Source organism: Ruania alba (genome assembly GCF_900105765.1).
GTDB lineage: Bacteria > Actinomycetota > Actinomycetes > Actinomycetales > Beutenbergiaceae > Ruania > Ruania alba.
Map to the genome: position 1 here is coordinate 1,435,988 of NZ_FNTX01000002.1, position 17,825 is coordinate 1,453,812.

The 17,825-nt window shown below is 64.6% G+C and carries 14 protein-coding genes and 1 tRNA gene; 8 read left to right on the forward strand and 7 right to left on the reverse strand.

Annotated elements, in window-relative coordinates; translation table 11 throughout:
* Positions 1-17 precede the first annotated feature (17 nt).
* From BLU77_RS16840 to dcm, 4 genes are all read right to left on the reverse strand, one after another.
* Complete coding sequence (locus tag BLU77_RS16840; RefSeq protein WP_175477177.1) at positions 18-1,076, reverse strand: PD-(D/E)XK motif protein; 1,059 nt, start codon at positions 1,074-1,076, stop codon at positions 18-20.
* A gap of 5 nt (positions 1,077-1,081) precedes the next feature.
* Positions 1,082-3,352, reverse strand: coding sequence for a Z1 domain-containing protein (locus BLU77_RS16845; RefSeq protein WP_175477178.1), 2,271 nt, complete (start codon positions 3,350-3,352; stop codon positions 1,082-1,084).
* A 512-nt stretch (positions 3,353-3,864) separates the two neighbouring features.
* Entirely contained in the window at positions 3,865-6,072 is a 2,208-nt protein-coding gene (locus BLU77_RS16850; RefSeq protein WP_175477179.1) for a DUF262 domain-containing protein, read from the reverse strand.
* Between the two features lie 61 nt (positions 6,073-6,133).
* A complete protein-coding gene (dcm, locus tag BLU77_RS16855; protein WP_089774196.1) occupies positions 6,134-7,483 on the reverse strand; it encodes a DNA (cytosine-5-)-methyltransferase in 1,350 nt (449 codons plus the stop codon).
* A gap of 212 nt (positions 7,484-7,695) precedes the next feature.
* On the opposite strand from dcm, the gene ligD reads away from it, so the two are divergent.
* Both ligD and BLU77_RS16865 read left to right on the forward strand, forming a co-directional pair.
* Positions 7,696-8,622, forward strand: coding sequence for a non-homologous end-joining DNA ligase (gene ligD / locus BLU77_RS16860; protein WP_089774197.1), 927 nt, complete (start codon positions 7,696-7,698; stop codon positions 8,620-8,622).
* A gap of 82 nt (positions 8,623-8,704) precedes the next feature.
* On the forward strand, positions 8,705-9,658 hold the full coding sequence (locus tag BLU77_RS16865; protein WP_089774198.1) for a bile acid:sodium symporter family protein: 954 nt from the start codon (positions 8,705-8,707) through the stop codon (positions 9,656-9,658).
* 5 nt (positions 9,659-9,663) lie between these two features.
* Here BLU77_RS16865 and BLU77_RS22200 read toward each other — a convergent pair whose 3' ends face one another.
* Together BLU77_RS22200 and BLU77_RS16875 are read right to left on the reverse strand one after the other, a co-directional pair.
* Complete coding sequence (locus tag BLU77_RS22200; RefSeq protein ID WP_089774199.1) at positions 9,664-10,974, reverse strand: FtsX-like permease family protein; 1,311 nt, start codon at positions 10,972-10,974, stop codon at positions 9,664-9,666.
* Positions 10,971-11,747 carry an ABC transporter ATP-binding protein gene (locus BLU77_RS16875; protein WP_089774200.1) on the reverse strand — a complete coding sequence of 259 codons (777 nt, stop codon included), beginning with the start codon at positions 11,745-11,747 and terminating at the stop codon, positions 10,971-10,973. The genes BLU77_RS22200 and BLU77_RS16875 overlap by 4 nt, the downstream gene beginning before the upstream one ends.
* A 213-nt stretch (positions 11,748-11,960) precedes the next feature.
* On the opposite strand from BLU77_RS16875, the gene BLU77_RS16880 reads away from it, so the two are divergent.
* Together BLU77_RS16880 and BLU77_RS16885 are read left to right on the forward strand one after the other, a co-directional pair.
* Positions 11,961-12,033, forward strand: a tRNA-Arg gene (locus BLU77_RS16880).
* A gap of 654 nt (positions 12,034-12,687) precedes the next feature.
* On the forward strand, positions 12,688-13,059 hold the full coding sequence (locus BLU77_RS16885) for a hypothetical protein (RefSeq protein WP_139177822.1): 372 nt from the start codon (positions 12,688-12,690) through the stop codon (positions 13,057-13,059).
* Between the two features lie 19 nt (positions 13,060-13,078).
* Here the strand turns inward: BLU77_RS16885 and BLU77_RS16890 are convergent, their stop codons facing one another.
* Complete coding sequence (locus BLU77_RS16890) at positions 13,079-13,558, reverse strand: hypothetical protein (RefSeq protein WP_089774202.1); 480 nt, start codon at positions 13,556-13,558, stop codon at positions 13,079-13,081.
* 260 nt (positions 13,559-13,818) lie between these two features.
* On the opposite strand from BLU77_RS16890, the gene BLU77_RS16895 reads away from it, so the two are divergent.
* The 4 genes from BLU77_RS16895 to BLU77_RS16910 all read left to right on the forward strand — a co-directional run bounded on the left by BLU77_RS16895 (position 13,819) and on the right by BLU77_RS16910 (position 17,802).
* Positions 13,819-14,556 carry a sugar phosphate isomerase/epimerase family protein gene (locus tag BLU77_RS16895; RefSeq protein WP_089774203.1) on the forward strand — a complete coding sequence of 246 codons (738 nt, stop codon included), beginning with the start codon at positions 13,819-13,821 and terminating at the stop codon, positions 14,554-14,556.
* Positions 14,553-15,650, forward strand: coding sequence for a Gfo/Idh/MocA family protein (locus BLU77_RS16900; RefSeq protein ID WP_089774204.1), 1,098 nt, complete (start codon positions 14,553-14,555; stop codon positions 15,648-15,650). Before BLU77_RS16895 ends, BLU77_RS16900 begins: the two co-directional genes overlap by 4 nt.
* Before the next feature lie 150 nt (positions 15,651-15,800).
* Entirely contained in the window at positions 15,801-17,204 is a 1,404-nt protein-coding gene (locus BLU77_RS16905) for a dicarboxylate/amino acid:cation symporter (RefSeq protein WP_089774205.1), read from the forward strand.
* A 70-nt stretch (positions 17,205-17,274) separates the two neighbouring features.
* Positions 17,275-17,802: a hypothetical protein gene (locus tag BLU77_RS16910; RefSeq protein ID WP_139177823.1), complete on the forward strand. Its 528-nt coding sequence runs from the start codon at positions 17,275-17,277 to the stop codon at positions 17,800-17,802.
* Positions 17,803-17,825 lie beyond the last annotated feature (23 nt).

Genomic DNA, 17,825 nt, shown 5'->3' on the forward strand with positions numbered 1-17,825 from the left:
GGAACGCTTCCGGCGCCTCAGGCGGACGCCTGATTGAGGATCGCGGCGACAATGGATGGTAAACCGACCACGGGGTTGCGATCCCCGCGGACGCGCTCAGGTAATTGAATCTGAAACTTCACAGAATCATGGACCAATTCTTGGAAAGAGGAGAGATCGCTGGAACGCGGAATTCGAATGCGGTCGTCAGCGATGTCGTAGAGCCGTTCAAATGTCGTGTCGAAAGGTCGGCGAAGTGCAGTCTGTCCCACCTTGCCTTGGTCGTCAATCTGAAAGTTCCGGTCGCCATAGTCTCGAACACAGCGGATAAGGTCAAGTCTCAGGCTCTGTGGTAGGAACTCCTGGATAGTCTGGATTAGAGATTCGATGCTGTGACCTTCGCTCGAAGTTTGAAGCCATCGGATACCTAATGAGAGCAGGTAGAGTTCGCTTTCGACAGATCCGTCCGCCGCCACGCCGGGCTCAACTTGGTACCATCCCTCGATGTGATGTCGGCTCGAACTCGTTGTAGAGGTCTTGACTTCGACGCCAACGGATCCCAACTGAAAGTCGCGCGAAGAGCGGTCTGAGCCGAGCCAGCACGCCAGCAACGCCTGCGATGGTGGTGCGGTCGGCGCTCGCATCAGGGCCAGGAGTACGAGTAGTTCGCCTGCCAACCCGGTAAGCGCTGCGTTCTCAGCGGCTGCCTCATCTAGCACGAGGGCGATCAACGGCTCTGTTCGTCTGAAAGCTCCAGCCATGTTGTGCGTTCGACCATGGTCAAGCAACTCGATTAGTACGGTTGCCGCTGCAGCATCAAAATGATCACCTGCGGGCAGCCAGAGGCGGTTCGCTGCGAATGTCTCGCCTCTCTCACCACGCCACGTGTCATGCACCAAGCGCTCACGCACATTTTGATCTAGGGCAACCAGTTGGGGTCCAAGGATGAACAGTTCCAACTCGTTCTGTTGGTTGCGCGCTATCGCGAGCGACTGATCTGGCCCTATCCACTTGATTCGTCGGCGGTGGCGACCGTTGGCCGGTGTCGCGGAAGTCAGAAGTATGCGCAACGATTCGAACGTCGGTGAGATCGACACTTGGACTATCCCTCCCCTTTTCGTCGGCTAGCGCTCACAGCCTCGATGTGATCTGGGCCGCCGCACGGAATGCTAAGCCCAACCGCCACGGCGGCGCTATCCTCGTCGCGTCCGATGAGCTGGAAAACGATCAGACCTGGACTGCCCTCGGGACGACTCCCGTCGGAGTTCAGAAGTGGTGGCTCGCCGAGCAGGGTGTAGTCGAGCGCGTCGTCGCCTACATAGCCCGTTTCTGTAGCTCTTCGAGAACCCCAACTCGCGTCGAGCGAATTTCCCTCGACAGTCCTCATCATTGGACGAATATCCACCTTAAGATGACGACCCAGTTGATCCAGCGGACCTGAGTCGATGCTTGGCCCAGAGCCGAATCGCAGGGCTACACGGAAGCGTGGCTGGCTAGCTGCCTTCGCGTCGAGATCGATGAGACTCCAGCGTTGCGGTGGAGTCTCATCAGTAATTAGGCCGCGGACTCGCCTGTCTAGGCATGACGCCCAGAACCGCAGGTAGGCAGCGATGACGTAGGGCGAGAAGTGGCCGAGATCGACGCAGTCACCTTCGACGAGCGGGGCGCGATATAGCGGAAACACCGGATCGTCCGAACAGATCCCAGCCAGGGTCTCCACCGCTGCCCAGCGCTGCACCTGCTCAAGCGATCGGCCATGGTCCGTGTAATGAAGTGAGTCGAGAAGATCCGCCGCATCCAAGAGGCCGAGATCCTCGACCGCCACCAGCCCGCGCCGATCACCTCTGACAGCGCCGTTCTCGTGCGCGTCGGCAAAGAATGAGGCCATGATCTCGAGGTTGCGTCCGTCCGCGCCGGGCGGATTTAGATGCCGCACCATGGGGCGCGAGCCCGGTCGCAACTGTCGCGAACTGAGACCGGATACCTTCCCGGTCGCCCGGAAGGACGTTCCTTGGAGGACAGTGAAGTCGGGGAGAGAGTCGGGCGTCGACTCCATAGCTGCGAGCACTTGGCTACGGAGGGAGTGGTCGGTATCCGCGAACTGTGTGAACAGTGACAATTGATTCGACGAGAGGAATACGCGGCATAGGTCAACGTAAGATCCACGGAATCCGAACCAGCGCTGCATCTGCATCTGAGTATCAGCCATAGGAGCGGACGAATGTCGAGTAAACAAGGTGACAAGCAAGCCCTCCAGCGTCAAGCCTCGGGACATTACGTTGCCAGCTACGAAGATGGTCGAGTGGTTGGGAGGCGACAGCCAGCCCATGTCAGACGACACAGGTTCGAAGTTTGGCCTGTCATCTGCGGCAGGATCACTGTTAATAACAGCGATTGCAGTACCGGGAATTATCTCCTCGATAAGCAATTGCTTGATTCGTTTCCACATAGAGACGCGGCGAAATGTGCTAGAGGTGTCGAGTGACTCATAATGAGCCTGTACTGCAGCGCTCGATGCACGGTAGGATTCGTGCCAGCTGCTCCATGCGTTCTCGTCTGCGCTGAGGTCTGCAAGGGCGCCCGTTTCGCCCTGACTGCTACCGCCGAGCCACCATTCACGCAAATATCGTGCAACCTCGAAGTGCTCGTCCTTTCCAGCCGAAGGGTGGATGAGCATCGAAGTGACCGGAGAGGTGTCTGCGGTGACAGCGTCTCGACTTTCGAACACCTTAGATCGAGCCGTCGCAGGGCCAAACCTGTCGCCAGCTCGTTCGAGCCGGATTGCAGCGCCAACGAGGTACGCGCGCACTGCGTCGAGTACTGACTCATCCACCACCGGTTCGCTGCTGTGAGGTGGATCGTCTGCATTGTCTATCGACGCGGAATCCGCACTGGACGTCTCTACGCACAGAACGTCACTCAGCGGCCCATAGTAGACGTCCGCGCCTGTGTACCAACCGGGAAGTCCTTCCGGTACTCGGTACGTGAGAGATCGAGGGGTTGGAGTTCCATGCTCTCCGGGCGTTCGCAGTGCGGCGACGAAATTTCGCGGAGCCAACGGATTATCTGGGTCTTGAAGAAAATTTGCCTGGGGTGTCGCCGTATAGGCGATGTAGGTGGCAAAGACGTGGTCTGCGATTGTGTGACCCGGATCGATCCGTTGTTCCCAGAGATCGAGTATTCTGCGAGGGACCTGCTTGAAGACCTCAAGTTCGGGCGAGCTCCATGGGAGCGCATCGTCGGATATAGATGAATCGTCGGCTTCATCGTCAATCACCAGGAGGTTGACGTCCACGCCGACCGACGCAGCGCTGGGATATACCGTCTCGCGGAGTGTCCGCCCGAGTCGATGCAGGTGGTCGACCTGCTTCATCGCGACGATAATGAGTGGGCGCCCGCGCTCGAGAGCCCGCTTTACGGAACCGGCGGGAACGGCGTATGCGCGGTCCGGACGAATCTGGGGTCCGTTAGCGACCTCTCCCGGGAGTGGCAGAAATATTCGGCGTTTCAAGGGGTGAGGCGCTGAATCAAGTTGAGAATGGATGCGTGCTAGCGTCTGAAGCCATAGTGCTGTGCGCGTCCCTGCTAGCACCACGGCAACATTGACACCATTGTCGAGAGCGCGCGCAAGCACGCCGATCATCGACGCAGTTTTTCCCGATTGGACGGCGCCCATGACGGCACCGGTTCGTATCTGTGAATCACCCCACCGGGTGTCCGAAGTGGGGAGAACGGCCCGATCGCCAATGTATGCAGAGTCGTCAAGGACGACCTCCTGGCTAACGGTGCCCATCGCTGATTCTCTAAGTGCCGCTGCGTACGTCTTTAGCCACCCGAACTCAGGATGTTGGGCGATCTCGATGGTCTCGTCGCCGAACGGGGCTTCTAATTCCACCATGTGGGCCGCGGAAGGTCGAGGAGGTGACATAGGCCAGAATATCCGAACTGCTTTCGAATGGAGTTGTCGACCGAGGCGGAATCGATGTTCAGGGTCGTAAGAAACTCGCGTACAACTCCAGCGACGAACTCCCATTGCTGGCGTGACTGGGTCTTGGGCGGCCTGGTCCAACCCTGCGATGCCTCGCTAATGTCCTCGACGGCGTCTTCTAGTCGATCCTGCAGCGAATCGCCGTGTGCCACGTGTGCGACCGCCAGTGCGATTAGAGAAGCCACCAGTTGGAGTTCTTGCCAGCGACCGGAGCCGCGCGCGTTTCGGAACCTTGGTGCCCACGTCTCCGGTGGTACCACCTGATGGGCATCCACGGCCTTGTCGAGCATTACCATCGCTTCGATCACGCGCTGAGTGTCTCTGAGCGGGTCCGCAGGGGCGGCATGAATGCGATCAAGAAGCGCTGTGATGTGTCGAGCCGTCGATCGGGATGAGAGCCGGTCGTCCTCCAGCAGAAGGGTGGCAGCTACCCACGAGAGTGCCTTGGTCCGTTTATAACCTGCCTCAGTGTAGCCGTAGGGTCCCGATGGATCGACAAGTGCGTGTCCGGTAGAACTCAGATCGTGCCACGAACTTGAAAGAAATGGGGCGACCTGCTCGATTCCGTCAGCATCGCCACTGGTTGCGAGGATTGCCCTCATGAAGTCGAGGTGGTGGTAAGTGGCGTTGCGAATTTCTTCGGCATTTAAATGTTTTCCCTGTTTGTTGTAGAGGCTGAAGACTTCGTGAATCTGACGACTCGTGGCCTCTTCGTACTCGATAACTGGGATTCGGTAGTTCGATACGTCTTCGAAAAGGGTGCGGATCTTCTTTTTTCCGCTGCCGATCTGGATTACTATGTTCCGGATTTCTGAGTAGTAACGACCACGCGCTTGCTCAAGTTCGCCACTCAATGACCGGACCTCACCAGAGCGCAGCGGGAAGGGAAAATAGAGTTCCTTTTCGCGTTTCGCGGTCAGGTTCGTCGGCTCGTTCTTCCGCCACTGCTTCTTGAACGACGGGTAGTTTGTCATGAAGATCTGTTGGAGTTCATCGACGTCAACGCCCCATTCGCCGGCCTTGTCGGCGACGAGCGAAAGGGCTTTCGGGTGGGAGGCGGTGAATCGCAAGAGGGATGTAAGGCGCTGTTTGCCGTCTACTATTTCGTAGCGATCACCCTCGTCGGTGTTCCACTTAAGGACAATTACAGAGGGAAGCGGGATCCCGCGCAATACCGATTCTACGAGTAATTGTGCATCGGCTGTGGGCCAGACGTCCGCGCGTTGGTACGAAGGATTGAGGTCAATCTCGCGGTCAATGGCGTACTGGCGGAACTGCGCAATCGTCCATACATGTGCGCCAGCTTGTATGGGACCGGCAGTCTCGACGTCTTCGCCTTCCTCGACGTCACTCCACCACGAGTCCCAATTCCCACTGGCAGTTTCAAGTGTGACTGTCCCCTCAGCCTCGTCATCGAGTTCTTCGAGGAATCGCTCGCGAAGTTCGCCTGCTCGCTCGAGACGCTCTTGCAGCCTACTGAAGAAGGTCGCAGGGTGTCCCACCTCCGCCGGGGCAAGGCCCAGCATCTCCCCAAGTGACCTATCGAACACCTCTGGAGAACTTCCGTCGATCTCGCGTGGAAGGTGCATCCATCCCTGGATGGCGGCAACTGGGCTGCGCCAGGTGCCCGTTGAGATCGAGATTGCGTCTCGGTCTACGTCGAAGAAGCGCGACGAGTCGACGCTCAGTGGTGTCGCTCCGTCGGCCATGAGGCTCGCGATAGCGTCAATGAGGTTCTGATTCAGTTCGGTCAGGTCTTCGGCCATGTCTTGCTCCGGGTTGTCGTCCCAACGAGGTGCCGGGTGCAGGTTCTGAAGGTCACGTACAAGAGAGCGTGCTGGACGGCGACCTTCGTTGAGATGCCACCGGACGGCTCCGTCCACTACGCGGTTGAGTCCCGTCAGCGTGACGGTGTCACCGGATGAGATGCACGTGTCATCCCAGTCTTCGCCGACCCGTTCCGCTATGAGACGACCGCACTCGCACTTCCCTGGCACGCTGGAGAGGTCGAGTCCGACAAACTGGCCAAGCGCGAGGAATGCGGCCTTTTTTTCCTTGCTGCCCGGACCGAGAGGTTCAACCACGCGGTTGCCGAGATAGTACATCCGGGCGACTGCGTCCGCTTTCGACCTCGCACTTTCGTACCTCATAGCCACTCGCAAACTCTCACGCTGGGACCGCCTCGCGCGTCGGAGCGGACACACTCGCTGGTTCATCAACGATGGTAGCGAGCCCAGGAGCAATTTTACGAAGTCGTGTGAGATCTCGTTCAATATGCTTACGCAGGACATGTTGTACAACGCCGACGTGGACGCCGTTACCTAATTGCTTATAGCTCTCACTAGCGGGCTGGTCGCCGAAGTCGAAATTGGGTGGAAAACCTTGGAGAGTTGCAGCTTCGGCGACTGACAATCGTCGTTGCTGGGGGCCAAGGATCGGCGTCTGAGAGATTGCGACTAGCGCCGGAAGATGGGTCATGCGCTTGGCGCGAATGCCGGACGGGCGTAGTTGCATGGCGCAGTTCCAGAGACTGTCCTCAGTTTGAGCTTGCCACTCGAATTTTCGCCGAGAGGCAGGGAAGGAGCGTACGTCGTGAGCCTCAATCCAGCGATCGAGTACTGACTGATGCTGAGTGTAGAATTTTGAATTCTTGCGGAGGAAGTTCTCCTTCCATCTTGGTGTCTCTCGTGGAAGGTCGAACTGATCTTCGTGCACCCAGGAGTCCACCCAGAACGGAAACCCAGGTAGCCGTACCTCGTCGAGTGCTCGGCTTGGCGCTGCGGTGCGTAGCCGTGCGGTGATCAGTTCACGGAAATTCTCCCATGCATCAATCCACTGCCGCTCTTCGCGGGTGAGCTCGCAGCCAGCGATGAACCGGCGAGAATCCACGGGTAGTTCAGTCATGAGATCCCACGGCTCTGTGCGGACCATCTTGTTCACCACGGCAGGGGCCGGGTCGTCTGCGCTTCGTTCGGGCCAATACGTGGCGGTGATGAAGACTCGCTCACGGATCTGTGGCGATCCGCCTTGTTCGACCGGAAGCAGGTGCGGGGAGAAGATGGCGGGCCTCGATGAGACGTGATATCCGGCCTCGCGCAAGCACTGCACGATTACGGCCCACTCGTGACGGTGTCGTGGTCCAGCGAGGTTGCGAACATTCTCCAATAGCACCACGGGTGGCCTCCGCGCCGCAACGATATGCATGATGTTCTCGAACAGAGTTCCTCGCGCCTCGTCCATGCCACGTTGAGCACCTGATTTGGAGAAGGGCTGGCACGGGAACCCTGCTGTCAGCACGGTGTGTTCGGGCACGTCCACGCCCTGGTCGTTTGCTCGTTTCGTGATGTCGCCGAGCGGATCGGCGCCATGGTTCCACTCGTACACGCGAGCTGCGCGCGGGTCGATCTCCACTGAGTCGACACAGGTCCCGCCCAACTCGCGGAGGGCGTAGGCAAACCCGCCGATGCCGGCAAACAGGTCGACGAAGGTGAACTCAGCGTGCTGAGAGGGTGTCATTTGGGTCTCCTGTCTCGAGCGTCGCATGCGAACCGCTCGGATCAAAGCCACCACGCTGGTTCCAGCGTGCTCGGCCAGCACGGGCCCGATGCAACTGCTTTGGACCTGTCTATCCTATGGCTCTGTGAATCCGTTCTACGGTCGTTTGCCGTGAGGTCGGCACGCTACCTTCAGTCACCGACATGATGGTCTGCCCTCTCTATGGTGGCCGTATGGCTGACGACGCCGTCGAGTTCACCGCCGGTGACCGCACGATCCGGATCTCCCACCCGGACCGGGTGATGTTCCCCGCCCGCGGGGAGACCAAGCTCGACCTTGCCCACTACTACGCCGCCGTCGGCGATGGCATCACCCGCGCCCTGCGCGAGCGGCCGTGCATGCTGCACCGGTACCCCACCGGGGTGACCGGTGAGAAGGTGCACCAGAAGCGCCTGCCGCGAGGGGCGCCGTCGTGGGTGGAGACCGTGCAGGTGTACTTTCCCCGGTACAAGCGCACCGCTGACGAACTGTGCGTGACCGAACCGGCGAGCGTGATCTGGGCGGTACAGATGGGCACCGTGGAGTTCCACCCCTGGAACTCCCGCCGCGACCACGTGGAACAGCCCGACGAGTGGCGCATCGACCTCGACCCGATGCCGGACTGCCCGTTCGACCGGGTGCGCCGGGTCGCTCACGTCGCCCACGAGATCCTCGACGAGCTCGGAATCACCGGCTACCCGAAGACCTCCGGCGGGTCCGGCCTGCACATCTACGTGCGGATCGATCCCCGCTGGGGCTTCGATGAGGTCAGGACGGCGGCACTCGCCTTCGCGCACGAGGTCGCCCGGCGCGCGCCTGACGAGGTGACGACCGAGTGGTGGCGCAAGGACAGAGACCCGACGGCCGTCTTCGTGGACTTCAACCAGAACGCACGCGACCACACCATCGCCGCCGCGTATTCGGTGCGCGGCAACCCCGAGGCGACCGTCTCCACCCCGATCGGCTGGGACGAGATCGAGGACGTCGAACCCCGCGAGCTGACCATCGCCACCGTGCCCGAACGGTTCGCCCGTCTCGGGGACCTGCACGCCGGCATTGACGCCGTCGCGCACTCGATCGAGCCGCTGCTCGCCTGGGCGGAGCGGGACGAGAAGTCCTGACACACGCCCGTCATCTGCGCACGGCTACTCTGGCGCCCATGCCCACACGCACGTCGCCCCACCGTTCTGTCGAGCCGGCCCGGTGAAGCGGGTCATTCGCGGGCTCGACCCGTTCGTGCTGCTCATCCTCGGCGCGTTGGTGCTCGGGCTGGTGCTGCCGATATCTGAGCCCGTATTGGACGGGGTGGGCCGCGTCGGCGACGTCGCGATCTTCCTGCTGTTCTTGGTCTACGGCATGCGGCTGCGCACCACCGAGGTGCTCGGCTCGCTGCGCAATTGGCGGCTCCAGGGCGGGATCCTCGCGGCGACCTATCTGATCTTTCCCGCGCTCGGGTTGCTCATCTCCTGGGCTGTCGCTCCGATCGTGGGCGCTGCGCTGGCCGCCGGTGTGCTGTACCTGAGCCTGCTCCCCTCCACGGTGCAGGCCTCAGTGGCGTTCGTCTCGGTGGCACGAGGGAATGTGGCCGGGGCGATCAGTGCGGCCACGATCTCCAACGTGGTGGGGATGGTGGCCACCCCCTTGCTGGTGCTGTGGCTGATGGGCTCGTCCGGTGCCACCGGGATGGGCGGCATCCGCTCGGTGCTGCTGCAGCTGCTGCTGCCCTTCGTGATCGGCCAGGTGTTGCAGCCCTGGGTGGGGGACTGGGTGCGGTCGCACAAGCCCCTCACCACGGTGCTGGATCGGGGCACCGTGATTCTGCTGGTGTTCGCCGCGGTCGCCTCGGCCACCGCCGACGGCGTCTGGCAGGAGGTCTCGGCCGTCATGCTCGTGGCCCTGCTCGGGGTGAGCGGTCTGCTCCTCACGGTGCTGCTGCTGATCACCTGGTGGGGCGGCAAGGGACTCGGACTCGATGTGGCGGACCGGATCGCGCTGCTGATGTGCGGGTCGAAGAAGTCACTGGCCACCGGTCTGCCGATGGCCCTGGTGCTGTTCCCTGCTGCCGCGGCCGCCACCATCGCGGTGCCGGTGATCATCTTCCACCAGCTGCAGCTCGTGGTCTGCGCCGCGATCGCCCGCCGGCTCGCGGCCCGCTGACCGACTCAGGCGAGCACGGTACGCACGACCCGCCCGGACGCGAGCACTCCGAGCAGCACCAGGGCGCAGGCGCCGGCCACGCTGAGCGCGAACTGGATCAGCACCGGGCCAGCGCTGAGGAACGCGAACCCGAGGGCAGGAACCATGAACAGCAGGGCACACGCCGTCGCCAGTCCCACGGCGGCCGCCAGCGGGACCAGCGTCTCGCGCACCCGTGCTGCGTTCAGCACCCGCAGGTCGGTACCGGCCAGATGCAGCGCCCGGTACTCAGCCCCCTGATCGATCACACGCCCTGCCTGCATCACGCCAGTGGACACGGCGGCCACCACGCCGGCGATGGCCAGCGTCAGGAAGCCGCCCATGGCCATATCCGCAATCATCCGGTCGGCGTCGTCGGCGCTGCCATACATCGCGATCGCCGCCGTGAGACCGGCGATGAACGTGGCCAGGGCCACCCCGCCCACGCTGCGCCAGGCAGTCCGTGGGGAGTCGATGATGCGGCGCGCCGCGATCAGGGAGGCCGCGTCCTTGCTGCGCTTCACGGCGACCCGGCCGATCACACCCATCACCCACGGGCCCAGCGCATTCATCATGGCGAACCCGGCGGCCACGAAGAGAACGAGCACCATGATGCCCGCCTGCCCCGTCTGCAGCAGCACGGCAAACACGACCGCGAAGCCCACCACCGGCAGCACCCGGGACCAGTGCAGTGCCTTCGGCTTGGTCCGTGCTGCCACACCGAGCGGGGTGATCGCCACCTTCCGCAGGCTTGCTCCCGCCGAGACCAGCGCCACGATGGTGACGCCGCCGATCGCGGCCACGAACACCCACCACGGCGGCACCAGCTCGGCGTAGCCGAACGGGTTGTCCTGGAACGGGAGCGGCATCACCAACGGAATCAGTACGAAGGGGCCGGCAGCGCCGAGCGCCGCACCGACGAGCGCCTGCACGGAGGCATCCAGCACCGTCAACAGCGACACCTGGCCGGTCGTGGCACCGGCGAGCCGAAGTGCCGCCAGCCGCTCATCGCGGCGGGCCACGGCCAGACGTGCCGCGGCCCCGCCGAGGGTGACCAGTGGCACCATCAGCAGAACCGTGGCGGTACCCGCGAGCATGACGTAGAAGCCGCCGTCGGACTCCATCCCTGGCTGCTCGGCGCGCTCGATGAACGCGAGCAGACCGCCGATGACCACCAGCACCACCGCCGTCGTGACGGCGAATGCCGTGACGGCGAGCACGCTGGTGAGGCGCTGGGGATCGGTGGATCCGGCGCTGCGGCGGCGCAGCAGCAGCCACATGTCGAGCGCGGCCCTCATCGGGGCACCCGGTCGAACGGGCGCGGCGCCGGCTGGAGCTGCTGGGTGAGTCGGGCAGGTACAGGGTGCTCGACGAGGTCCTCGGGGCGGTGCTCGGCCACGACCTGTCCGTCTTGCATCTGCACGGTGCGCGAGCACCAGCGAGCGACCTGCGGGTCATGGGTGACGATCACCAGGGCGGCGCCGGTGGCTCGGGTGGCCTCGGTGAGTACCTGGAGCACCTCGTGCCCGGTCTCCTGGTCCAGTGCGCCGGTGGGTTCGTCGGCGAACACGACCCCGGGGGATCCCACCAGCGCGCGGGCAATGGCCACGCGCTGAGCCTGCCCGCCGGAGAGCTCACCTGGGCGGCGCTGCGCCATCCCGGCCAGACCGAGGTACTCAAGCCAGCGTTGCGCGGTCTGAGTGGCACTCTGGCGGGGCATGCCGCCGAGCATCAGGGGGAGTGCGGCGTTCTCGTCGGCGGGGAGCTCGGGGAGCAGTTGGCCGGACTGGAACACGAAACCGAAGTCCGTGCGGCGCAGTGCGGTGCGTGCCGACTCGGAGAGCGAGGCGAGATCCTGTCCGGCCCAGAGCACCTCACCCTGGGTGGGGGTGAGGATGCCGGCGAGGCAGTGCAGCAGCGTCGTCTTCCCGGACCCGGATGGCCCCATGACGGCGATCGACTCGCCCGGCGCAACGGTGAGATCGACGCCGGCAAGGGCCGTGGTCGTGACGCCGTCAGTGCCGTAGGTCTTCACCAGGCGATGGGCGGAGAGTGGAGAGCGTGTGGTCATAGCTGTCACTCTCGTGGTCAGCGCGGTGCGGCCGCATCGGCCCTGGGGATCGACGTGCGGTGAGTGGATCCACCGGTGGGATGGCGGGATGTCCACCCACGGGAGGACGGGATCGCACCGTACCGGTGAGCCCGTGTGTGACGGGGCCGACAACGCAGTGATTGGTCAGGGGGGCCGTGGACCGGTAGAGTGGCACGCGGCCATGAGCCAAAAGCGCCCGTAGCTTAATGGATAGAGCATCTGACTACGGATCAGAAGGTTGGGGGTTCGAGTCCCTCCGGGCGCGCTCGTTGAGACAGCGACACAGAAGCCCCTTCCCGGGAGACCGGGGAGGGGCTTCTGCGTTCCACCTGATGCCCGGCGCCGACGCCGCAGCGTGGTCCGGTCTCAGCACGATTCAGGTGGTGAACACTGTCGTGGGCGAAACACGCCTCGGCGTCGGCGCTCACGGAGTCAGCGCTCTGAGGCTGTGACGGAGATCACAAAAGAGTGGCGTGACGACTTCGGTGTGTGCCGGTCGTACCTGGTAAGCGCCACACGTGTGGTTTCTCCCCCCGGGCCCGCGCGTGGGTGCGCCTCCGGGCGGGTCGGCATGATTGCCGGCCCGCCCGGAGCCTGTTCGCCGATGACGTGGGCAAATCTGCCGCCGTCGTGGCTGTGACGCACGTCACGGCAGTCGGTGCGTGAGGATCTCGGCGTTGTTGGCACGTACATCGTGAGCGGGATCGTGCGGCTTCTCCCCCGGGCCGCCACGCTCGCTCGGATGGGCGGGTGTGCCACAGCACTCCCGCCCATCCGCTTCCGGGTTGGCTCGATGGGGTGCGGCTCGCGGAAGGTTCGGGATCGATGCCCGCTTCCTGGTGTGAGGTAATTCACGTGCGCAGTGGCGTGCTCAGCAGCACCAGTTCAGGTCGTACGGGCTATGGGTGGAGTGCAGCAGGTGAGGACTCGCGAGGACGCGGTGCGGCTCGCGCAATGGCTCGAGTCGGCCGACCGTGGGGTCCCGGTCGTCCTGATCAGCCCGTCCCGGTATGGCGCCGAGTCGTTCCTGGATGTCGATCGCCTGGAGGCTGAGGCCAGTGCGTCTGCCGAGATCTATCTCCTTGCCTCGGTGGCCGCAGTGTGGGCACTGCGCCGCACCTACCCGCCGGCGCGGCACCTCTATGCGGGGTCGGCGCGGGTGGTGCCAGTCGGCGGCTTCGTGGCGGAGGTGACGCGGTTGCACGTGGCCGGTGACGGTATCGACCGCGTACAGGTTGCGCGGGAGCTGCTCGATGACGTCCGCAGGTGCTCTCCGCTCGCCGTGTCCTGACTGCCGGCCAACGCCGGCATCAGGCAGGTGTCGTGAGCAGGTCGACGCCGAAGGTCGCGAGCGTGCCGAATGCCACGCCCCACAGAATGATCGAGACGATCTGCCAACGGATCACCGCATTCCGTGAGGCACCGAAGGAGACCATCGCCACCGACGTGATCTGGCTGGGCAACACGGTCTGACCGAGCAGGCTCACTCCGGCCACGCCGTATCGATCGAACATGCGCTTGAGCTTCTCCCGTTTCGGGGAGGTGGCGGGTTCGCGGTTGCGCATGGCCGCATCGCGCGCTTTCGCCGCGCCGAGCACGAGTACCAGCATCGAGGCGGCGTTGCCGACGATGGCCACCGGGATCGCGACGAACGGGCTCAACCCGGCCAGGACCCCGATGACTGAACCGAAGTAGGACTCGACGAACGGGATGGCACTCGCCAGGAGCACGCCGAGCCACTGGACCACGGCTGGCAGATTCTCGGTGAACTCGCGGAGGGACTCGACCACGGTGGGCTCTCTCTCGATCAGTGCGGCCGTGTAGGCCGGCTCGTAGGGACAGGTCCAGCGTCTCGTCGACCGTGGGCCGCCAGTAGTGCCCTCACGCACCACTTCTGGGCCTTCCCGTCACGATCGACCCGTGACAGATGTCATCGGATCGTGGCGGTTCAGCAAGGCTCGTCACTCGAAACGTTTCGTTTTCTGAGGTGCTTCTGGGTATCGTGGGCCACGCCCATGTATCGAGCCGTCTCATCGAGGAGCCCCCTGACATGACCGGAGCACCGATCTCCGTCCAGCTGTACTCCGTCCGCGACGCCATGAACGCGGACATGACCGCCACGTTGCGCCGCATCGCCGACATCGGTTACACCAATGCCGAGGCGTTCGGTTTTGCCGACCGGGTCGACGACTACAAGGCCGCCAAGGACGCCTCAGGCCTGCAGATCCCGTCCGGGCACGCCAAGCTCGTCGAGGCCGAGGACCCGGCGGCGATCTTCGACGCCGCCACGACACTCGGAATCAGCACCGTGATCGACCCCGCGATCCACGCCGACAAGTGGAGTGACCGGGCCGGTGTGGAAGCTCTTGCCGCGCGCCTGAACGAGCTCGCCGGACAGGCCGCTGACCAGGGCCTGACGGTCGGGTACCACAACCACTGGTGGGAGCTCGCCGAGATCGACGGCACCCCGGCGCTGGAGATCCTCGCCGCCGCGCTCGACGAGCGGATCGTGCTCGAGGTGGACACGTACTGGGCCGAGGTTGGTGGCCAGTCGGCCCCCGCGCTGCTCGAGCGGCTCGGGAGCCAGGTCGGATTCCTGCACGTCAAGGACGGCCCGCTCACTCGCGACAACAAGGCGCAGTTGCCTGCCGGTGCCGGCCAGGTGCCGATCGAGGCCATCCTCGCCGCCGCCCCGGACGCCGTGCGCGTGGTGGAGTTCGACGACTACGCCGGCGACGTGTTCGAGGGCATCGCCACGAGCCTGGCCTACCTGAAGGAGCGCGCATGAGCGGGAAGGTGGGCGTTGGCATCATCGGCGCCGGCGTGATCAGCACGCAGTACCTGAAGAACCTCACCTCCTTCAGCGACCTGGAGATTCTGTTCATCGCCGACCTCGACGTAGAGCGCGCCCGCGCCCAGGCCGAAGAGTTCGGGGTGCCGGGCCACGGCACGGTGGCCGATCTGCTCGCCGTCGACCAGGTGGAGATCGTCGTCAACCTCACCATCCCGGCCGTGCACGCCGAGGTGGGGCAGCAGATCGTGGCTGCCGGTAAGCACCAGTGGAGCGAGAAGCCGCTCGCGCTGGACCGGGCGTCCGCCCGGGCGCTGCTGGATTCCGCCGCTGCCGCGGGGCTGCGCGTGGCGTGTGCCCCGGACACTGTGCTCGGCGCCGGTCTCCAGACCACGTTCCGAGAGATTCGTTCCGGGCGCATCGGCACCCCACTGAACGCGCTGGTGCTGCTGCAGAACCCGGGCCCGGAGTCCTGGCACCCGAGCCCGGAGTTCCTCTTCGACGTCGGCGCAGGTCCGCTCTTCGACATCGGCCCGTACCACCTGACGGCGCTGGTCCACATGCTCGGACCCGTCACCCGCGTGAGCGCGACCCACTCGACGGCGCGTACGACCCGCGTGATCGGGTCAGGTCCGAAGGCAGGAACGGAGTTCCCGGTGAACGTCCCCACGCACCACAGCGCATTGATTGAGTTCGCCTCGGGCGCCAGTGCCCAAGCGGTGTTCAGCTTCGAGTCGACGATCAATCGGGCGAAGCTCGAAGTGACGGGCACCGACGGAGCGTTCGAAGTGCCGGACCCGAACAAGTTCGACGGCCCGACCGTCTACTGGGCGCCGGGAACAAAGGAGGCCAGCGATATCGAGGCCGTCGGAGCCACGTCCACCCGTGGTACCGGGGTGCTCGAACTGGCTCGGGCGATCCGTGCGGGTGAGCCCGAACGCGCCTCCGGCGAGATCGCCTTCCACGTGCTCGACGTCATGATCGCGATCTCCGAGGCGGCAGCCTCCGGGACCGCCGTCGAGGTGACCAGCACGGTGACCGTGCCTGACTCGCTTGCCGAGGACTGGGATCCCGCCGCGGCGACGCTCTGACGTCTCGGCACGCGAACCCCCGATGCGTCCATGATGTGGACGGATCGGGGGTTCGCGCGTGCGGGGGTGGGCGGAGCTGGACGATGGTCCGCGGCGTGCGTCCAGACGCACAGCCCACGATGACTTCCATTGATTTCGAGAGAGGCACACGTGTCCAGCGGCACAACCCCTGAAACCTCCACCCGGCGCCGTCTGCGGCTGCCGTCCTTCAGCGTCCAGATCGTGCTCGGTCTGGTGCTCGGCGCACTTCTCGGCTGGGTCGCTCTGCAGATGGGCACCGTGGGTGCTGAGGAGGACCCGAACTGGCTCACCGAGACCCTCGCCACCATCGGTGGATCGTTCGTGACCCTGTTGCGTGCGATCGTGCCGCCGCTGGTGTTCCTCGCGATCGTCGCCTCCATCGCCAACCTGCGCAAGGTCTCCAACGCTGCCCGGCTGGCAGGCCAGACACTGCTCTGGTTCGCCATCACCGCCGGGATCTCCGTGGCGATCGGTATGGCGCTGGGACTGATCACCCGGCCCGGGGAGAACACCTCGATCAGTGCTGACCTCGCCGAGGAGCCGGGCCGCACGGGCAGCTGGGTGGACTTCCTCACCGGCCTGATCCCGAGCAACTTCCTGGGCCTGGACGTCGGATTGCGGGGAGACTCGGTCTCGCTCAACTTCAGTGTGCTGCAGATCGTGGTGATCGCCCTTGTGGTGGGGATCGCCGCACTGCGCTCGGGCCAGAAGGCGGACGCCTTCCTCAGCTTCAACGCCTCAGCTCTCGCGGTGATCCAGAAGGTCCTCTGGTGGATCATCCGGCTCGCCCCGCTCGGCACTCTCGGCCTCATCGGGCGCGCCGTGGCCACCTACGGCACGGAACTGTTCGCACCCTTGGCGACCTTCGCCGTCGCCATCTATGTGGGCCTGGCAATCGTGCTGTTCGCGCTGTACCCCATCCTGTTGCGTGTCAACGGGCTGCCGGTGCTGTCCTACTTCCGCGGCGCATGGCCAGCGATCCAGCTCGGTTTCGTCTCCCGCTCCTCGATCGGAACTCTCCCGGTGACCGAACGCGTGACGGAGCGGAACCTCGGTGTGCCGCGCGAGTACGCCTCGTTCGCGGTGCCGCTGGGCGCCACCACCAAGATGGACGGTTGCGCGGCCATCTACCCGGCGATCGCGGCAATCTTCGTGGCCCAGTTCTACGGGATCCAGCTCACGGTGACCGACTACCTGCTCATCGCGTTCGTCTCCGTGGTGGGGTCGGCCGCGACGGCAGGACTCACCGGCGCGCTGGTGATGCTCACCCTGACCCTGTCCACCCTGGGGCTGCCCCTGGAGGGTGTGGGCCTGTTGCTCGCCGTGGACCCGATCCTGGACATGGGGCGCACGGCCGTGAATGTCGCCGGACAGGCCCTCGTGCCGACGATCGTGGCCAAGCGTGAAGGCATCCTCGATGAGGAGCGGTACCGCTCCGGCAACGCCGAGAGTCTGTTCGCCGACGACGATGACACGGGCGAGGCTCCCGCTGCCGATCACAGCGAGAGCAAGCGGGTGTCCACCCCGGCCTGACCGCGAGTCACGCCGATCGGGCCGCCCGGGGAACTCCCGGGCGGCCCGATGCGTTGAGAGGGGTGTGAGCATGATCGACGAAGGCTTCGCCTCCAGCGACCTCAACTCCAGCACGGCACTCGCCACGGTCAAGGTGCGCGACGTCGCACCGGTGGCCGGGGTGACCGAGATTCTCTCGCTGGCCGATGAGCTCAGCAGGATCGGCGCAGCGGGCAGCCAGCTCGCCCGGGCGATCGAGTCCGTCACCGGTCTGCGCGCCGGGGAGGTGCAGGTGCTCGCCGCCGTCGCCGGCGGAGCGAGTCACCCGCGCGCGATCGCCGACGCCACCGGCCAGGTGCCCGAGGCTGCCGAGGTGACCGTGGAGGGCCTGCAGGAGCGCGGCCTGATCGGCCGGCACGCCCACTCCGCCGACCCGGCCGCCGAGCCCACCCTGATGCATGTCTCCATGGCCGGTCACGCGGTGCTCGAGCAGGTGGAAGCGGTCCGGATCCGACTCGCCGACGCCCTGGTGAGCTCGCTCGGTGCCGAGCGGGCCCGGGAGCTGCGCTCCACGCTGACGGCGGTCGCCGACCTGATCGAGACGCCCGTCCTGCCCTGAGGGGCTCGGGCCGGCGCTCGGCG